Source organism: Sulfurisphaera sp., assembly GCF_059755235.1.
Map to the genome: position 1 here is coordinate 1 of NZ_DBPRYF010000003.1, position 5995 is coordinate 5995.

7 protein-coding genes are annotated in these 5995 nt (G+C 35.9%); 5 read left to right on the top strand and 2 right to left on the bottom strand.

Annotated elements, in window-relative coordinates; genetic code table 11:
• The 5 genes from AC3OCB_RS00140 to AC3OCB_RS00160 form a co-directional block, all read left to right on the top strand.
• Window positions 1–1112 (top strand): phospholipase D family protein (locus tag AC3OCB_RS00140; protein ID WP_498340110.1); only part of this gene is annotated, 1112 nt, incomplete at its 5' end.
• 50 nt (window positions 1113–1162) lie between these two features.
• Entirely contained in the window at window positions 1163–2335 is a 1173-nt protein-coding gene (locus AC3OCB_RS00145) for a DNA methyltransferase (protein ID WP_498340111.1), read from the top strand.
• Between the two features lie 35 nt (window positions 2336–2370).
• Window positions 2371–4038 carry an AAA family ATPase gene (locus tag AC3OCB_RS00150; protein ID WP_498340112.1) on the top strand — a complete coding sequence of 556 codons (1668 nt, stop codon included), beginning with the start codon at window positions 2371–2373 and terminating at the stop codon, window positions 4036–4038.
• Entirely contained in the window at window positions 4028–4642 is a 615-nt protein-coding gene (locus AC3OCB_RS00155; protein ID WP_498340113.1) for a hypothetical protein, read from the top strand. Before AC3OCB_RS00150 ends, AC3OCB_RS00155 begins: the two co-directional genes overlap by 11 nt.
• Before the next feature lie 145 nt (window positions 4643–4787).
• Window positions 4788–5132, top strand: coding sequence for a hypothetical protein (locus AC3OCB_RS00160; protein ID WP_498340114.1), 345 nt, complete (start codon window positions 4788–4790; stop codon window positions 5130–5132).
• Between the two features lie 4 nt (window positions 5133–5136).
• On the opposite strand, the gene AC3OCB_RS00165 is transcribed toward AC3OCB_RS00160, so the two are convergent.
• Both AC3OCB_RS00165 and AC3OCB_RS00170 read right to left on the bottom strand, forming a co-directional pair.
• Complete coding sequence (locus AC3OCB_RS00165; protein WP_498340115.1) at window positions 5137–5784, bottom strand: zinc ribbon domain-containing protein; 648 nt, start codon at window positions 5782–5784, stop codon at window positions 5137–5139.
• Between the two features lie 18 nt (window positions 5785–5802).
• On the bottom strand, window positions 5803–5995 hold a 193-nt coding region (locus AC3OCB_RS00170), incomplete at its 5' end, for a hypothetical protein (RefSeq protein ID WP_498340116.1).

A 5995-nucleotide genomic window follows, 5' to 3' on the forward strand; every position in this document is an offset into this window, starting at 1 on the left:
GGGGCGAGGGAATTTCCTACTATATTACTCATCCTCTTTTAAGGAATATCAGTGAACGTGAAAATAAAGTAGCTGTTTATATAGTTGAAGAAGCAATAGGTGGGCTAGGATATCTAAAAAGTTTCAAAGACGAAGTTAAAATAGATATAGAAAAATTTAGAGAGTTCTTATTGTCTTATATAGATAACTCAATCAACTGCGGCTTAAAAATAGAAAATGAGATTGAGAATTTCTTTGACTTATTGCAAAACCCCCGTAAGTTACAGAGTGTCTCTACTCAGGCAATAAATCCTAACTTTAAAAATGTAATAGATGATATAAGGGATGCGTATGTAAGTTTCTACTATAAGAATCCAAATTACAAAATCCTACGAGGAGTTTATCCTCATATAAACTCTATTAGAGAATATATAGTACAAAAGAGAAAAATCGATCCATACACAAGGGCCAAACTAGATGATATTCTTGAAACAGGGCCACATTGCTGGGATGGTTGCCCACTATGTGTTATGTTAGAAAGAAACTGTCAATTCCCTATTTTTAACCAACCCTTTTTAGTATCCAGAGAGCTAACAAGAGCGATACTTGAGAAAATAGATATCGATATTTTATCTCAAATTTTATTAAACTATCAAAAAATGGAGAATCCAAACATCATATCTTCGGAACTTAGTATAGGAGAGGGGTACAGACTTTTCAAAGCTTTGCTTAAAATAGCTAAAGAAGATATTAAGCTTGTTAGTCCTTATTTATCGGAATTAACAGTTAATGAAATTATCTCTATAGCAAAAAACAATAAAAAATTACACGTGAAAATTATTACTACAAATGATCCTTCGGATTACCACCAAGAAAGCATAAGATTATTTACAGAATACATAAAAAGAAACGAAAATATAGAAGTAAGAATACATAAGGCAAGCAAAACGGATTTACATGCAAAAGAGCTGTTGATTGATAATACACTATTAATGAAAGGATCAGTAAACTTTACTAGAAAAGGTTTAACCGAAAACATAGAAAGTGCTGATATAGTTAAGGATGAAAGAGCAATTAAAAAGTTCATAGAGAAGTTCAATTCACTTTGGGAAGAGAGCGTCCCTTTAAAATAATATTAAACTTCTTGCTTTAAAACATGAACAAACAGAAGTTTTCAAAAATAATGATAAGATACTGGGGCAGAAAAGATGGTAAGCTGGCAGAAAATTATATTCTTTCTTATTCTAGAGACGGAGAAGTTGTCCTAGACCCATTTGCAGGTTCTGGAAACATTGTAGCTAAAGCTTTAGAGCTAAAGAGAAGAGCAATTTTTAATGACTTAAACCCTGTAGCATTAATCATAGCAAAAGCAAACTTGCTAAGAAAAGAGGCTAAGGTTACACTCAGTAAAAGATATCGAGACTTATACTTAATTGACTATCAGGTAGAAAAAAGAGAAGTGTCTTACTATCTTTGGGAAGGAGACAGAATTACAAAGGCAAAACTCTATTATGGGCCATTAATTGACTATCAAGGAAAGGACTACGAAGGAGAAATTTCATATCCTTATCCAAAGGATGCGTTATACTACAATAACGGCAGACCTTTCGATAAGAGAAGAACTGTTGATAGAGTAGATGAACTGTTTACTAGACGTAACCTATTAATCCTCTCTGAAATCCTCAGTGAGATACCTAGAGACGAAAAGGCACTTGCTGCTTTTATCTCGATACTGTATCAATCTAGCAAAATGGCAAGACCAAATGCTGGCCCTTGGGGAGTACCTTGCTATTGGATTCCTTACAGAAGGGCAGAAAGAAATCCCTATTTGATTTTTGAGAAAGCGTTAAGAAGGATAAACAAAATGGGAAATGGTTGGGTTGAAGGTGACGTTTATGGAGTGCTTGAAAGTAAGGCAGACGTAACATTTCTTAATGCTGATGCAAAAAATTTACCCATTCCAGACAACTCTGTTGATTTAGTTGTCACTGATCCTCCTTTCTTTGATGAGGTACAATATTTTGAACTCTCATACTTTTACGCAGCATGGCTAAAAGTGAGACTCGATTTTGATAATGAAATAATTGTTAATCACAGAAGAGGTAAAGAAGAGAAGACGTACTTAAAGGAACTGGAAAAAGCAACAGAGGAAATTCACAGGGTGTTGAAAAGGGATAAATTCACAGTAATAATGTTCCATGAGGAAAGGGATGAAAAAGTAAAGGAGATAAGGGACGTTATCTCCAGTTTCTTCACAATAGTAAAGGAAGACGTAGCAGCGATGCAGCAAAGAACTATTGGAGATAGAGACACAAAAAGAGGAAGGGAGCTTAGAATCATTGTAGGTAAGAAATAAGTGTTGCTTTTTACCTTGTTTTACGATTTACTCTTATGAAGTTTAAGCTTGAAAAAATTGGGCCAATAAAAGAAGCTGAGATTGAACTTGGCGATATCACACTCTTTCTTGGTTACCCTTCAACTGGGAAATCTTATGCTCTTAGAAGTATTTACTCCACATTACTTCCTTTAGATTCAGCTCATGAAATCACCCTTAAAGGCTCTATTTTTAACTCCTTATTTAACAAAGAGTTATGGATAAAGGGCGATTATATCCTTTCATATTTGACGAACGCTTTTTTAATTGGCTCTTGTAACATTCAGCAGGATTTGGAAAAAATTGCGAATGAAGTTGGGCTTCAACTAGATGTTAACATAAAAATTTCTGAATATGGTTGCGAAGCAACAATTAAATTTTCTGAAGCTGAAAATGTGACTACATTAGTTCAGAGAACTATTCGCAGGGTAAAAGAGACTTTGAAAAGTGAAGTAGTTAAGGCATTAAGGCAGAGCGTAAACTATCAATTTGGTGACCCCACTTCTGTAGTTTTCATAAATGATATGCAATTCCTCTCTTTTATTGATAACTTGAATATAAGCATAAGTAGTGAAGAACTCAGAAAGAGAAATAACTCTATCGTCCCCTTCTATAGGCCTTCAGATAAAGGAGAGCTACAAATAGGTAAGAAGATCAAGTATGATGAAGAGAAAAACGTTGTAGAGCTTGATGTAGTTGCTTATATAAAGATGAACAATGTCACTACAACGGAAACCCAAAAGGTCTCTTTAGAGGCTAATTATAGTCCAATAATCAGCGACTTATTCTCGCTTGACTCAATATTTAATAGTATAGTTGAAACTTTAAGGGTACATACAAACTATAGCTCTGTAGCGTTTTTACCTTATGGAAAGAGTGTTCTCTCTGTAGTATTTAATCCAATACTGAGTCCAAAAAATCTGGCAACAAGCTTAGCCCTTAACATCCAACCTCTTTTGGAACTTCTTAAAGGTGTTTTTGGCAATTGGCCTCCTATAAAAGAATCTCAACAGTTGGAGTTGGACTGGACTTATCGGAGCTTTATTGAAAATTTTAATGCAGGGAAAGAAATTATTAAATCGGGAATTCTTAACGACAAGCAAAAGTTCATACTAGATCTGACTACTTCGACTAGCGGCATGAAGATTGCCGTGGATGAACTTAATCAGATTTATTACTTACTTGAAAACAGAGCTCTTACTCCTTTGCAAGTTTCTGCAATGGTTAATGAGATTTCGACCATGTTAATTCCACTATTGGACTTAGAGACACCTAGCCTTGTTTTTATTGAAGAACCAGAAGCACAGTTACATCCTGCTTATCAATTAGTTTTAGCCGTTATGCTCCTAAGCCTTGTAAATGGGGGCTATAAATTTGTCATTTCAACTCACAGCGATATTTTTGCACAATTCATAGGAGAGCTAGTAAAATATAAACCCAATAAAGAAAAGATCCTAGAGCTGTTAAAGAACGTTCTTGGTTATATTCCTCCAACTTTTGATGAAATGACAGAAAGGGCTGTAAACGCACTTAAGGAGATAAAATTATATTCCTATTACTTTAAAGAAGGAAAAGCTAGTAGAAAAAGCTTAGATCAATTGATCGTTGTCACCCCAGGAATATCAGTGGAGGTTGTGGAAAAACTATTTGATTGGACGTTTGAGGTTAGCAAAAATGAGCAGTGAGAAGCATGAAATGGTTTGCTATAATGACGATTGTTATATATGCATATATACTAGACAGAAAGAAGAGAGATGTTGTTGTTTCTCATTACATGATCTAGCTAAGTACTGCGAAAACAACACTAAAGGCAAACTTTTTCCAGTCTTTATAGCAGATATTGAATATCTTAAGATGTTTGTAAATCTTTCTATTCTCTCTATCCCACATCCAGACTTAGCAGTGGCATTCCTTTGCCCAAATGGTAAGCTTTACATCAGATTAATTGAGGTTAAAAAGATTTGCCCAGGCGGTAACGAAAGGTTTAAAGTTGACCAAATTCGTAAGGCAATTGATGATCAGTTAGTTAATTTCTTTAACTCAGAAGGAATACAATCTATAATAAATAAATTTAGTAATGTTGACGAAAATAATATAAAATTTGCGCTAGTTGTACCTCAAAATACATATGAAGAAATTAACGAAATTTTAAACCCTCACAAGTTGTCTAAACTTCTTAAAAAATATGACCTACCCGATTTAAGATCTCCTGCAAGAAAGGAACTTGCAACTGGTCGAGTGGAAGTTGTTCCTTGTATTGCTTTAGATCCCTCTTGTTACAGACCATAGATAAAGTTAATAGATAAAGTTAATTGAGATCAAATCTCTTTAAGTATTTTTAAGTATTTAAGGAATAATCTAAGTTTAAATCTCACTAGCCCTCGAATAAGTTTTGGTTATTATCTTTTTTATATTTTTGATGTGAGTAAAAACTATGATAACAAGAAAAGGAGTAATTATTCTAACATCTTTCTCTATTGTGTACGCAGTTTTTGAACTTGGAATGAACTGGGATCCATCAACAAACCCAAGTTCTCCACTGTGGATGAAGCATATTTTTACACCTCTGGTTTCCCTCTATTTTTATAGAATTATTTACGTGTTAATCTTCGTCTATCCCTCTTATTTAGCTTCTGGCAAGTTAATCTCTCTAGAAACTTTGTGGTACTTGGTATACGGCTCAACAATTGAAGACATAGCTTATTGGGTCATCGGATTGGAGGTTCCTTATTCATGGGCGTGGTTTTACCCCGTCTATTACGGGGTTCAGCTTACATAGGCATTCATAGGCCTATGTAAGCCTTGGGGCTCATCAGGCTCAGCCACCATCGTGAGTTCATCGGTGGCATATCATCGCCCTTACCCCCTTTCGTGGTAACCCCACCCAAAGCCCTCATTTGAACCTTCCACCGAGGGATCATCTTTTTGATCACCACACGGTAGAAGACGCTCGGGCTCTGGGGAAAGCCACACATTTTGAGGTAAATGTTTATAGCCCCGCAGAGCTGTCTGTCTGACTCCAACCCACACGTCACGCATATAACCACCTGCCCCTCTTGAAGCTTTATCATCTTTCCGCCACAACTGGGACAGGTTGAAGAAGTGATCCTAGGGTCGACCAGCTTTACCTCGGTTTTGTAGCTCATGAATTGAACTGTCTGCTTCCAGTTCTGCTTAGCAATATCCCTGTTGTGTTCCCTAGAATCATTAAACATACCAGCTTTGTTTAAGTCCTCGAAGCCGTGAACTGTGTTTGGAAACAACCTTGTGAGTGCATTAGTCAGCTTGTGCACAAAGTCTTTAGCTCTGTTTTTCTCTCTTTCACCATGTCTAGATACTTTCTCTTTTACTGAGGTCTTCGTACTTGATACTGTCTGTGCTCTCTTCCTTGTTTTTTCGTTAACTCTGTGGGTGTTGTGCAACTCAATCAAGTTAATTTTTATCCTCCCCTATTTTGGTGAAAAGCCATCAAGGCTGAACAAGTTGGAGTCCCACCCGATGTACTTGGCACGATTTCTCTCCTCTTTTGGTTTTCTGAAAGTGATTCGCAACTCATTTCTCGTCAGTATTAATTCTCCTAAATCTAACCCTTGAACCTTGCTTTGAAACCAGGCTTTTAGCAAGTCAAACACTAGATATAGT

Excerpts from the sequence above, each read along its gene's own strand:
- AC3OCB_RS00145 (WP_498340111.1), top strand. The coding sequence starts at position 1,163 with ATGATAAGATACTGGGGCAGAAAAGATGGTAAGCTGGCAGAAAATTAT.
- AC3OCB_RS00150 (WP_498340112.1), top strand. The coding sequence starts at position 2,371 with ATGAAGTTTAAGCTTGAAAAAATTGGGCCAATAAAAGAAGCTGAGATT.
- AC3OCB_RS00155 (WP_498340113.1), top strand. The coding sequence starts at position 4,028 with ATGAGCAGTGAGAAGCATGAAATGGTTTGCTATAATGACGATTGTTAT.
- AC3OCB_RS00160 (WP_498340114.1), top strand. The coding sequence starts at position 4,788 with ATGATAACAAGAAAAGGAGTAATTATTCTAACATCTTTCTCTATTGTG.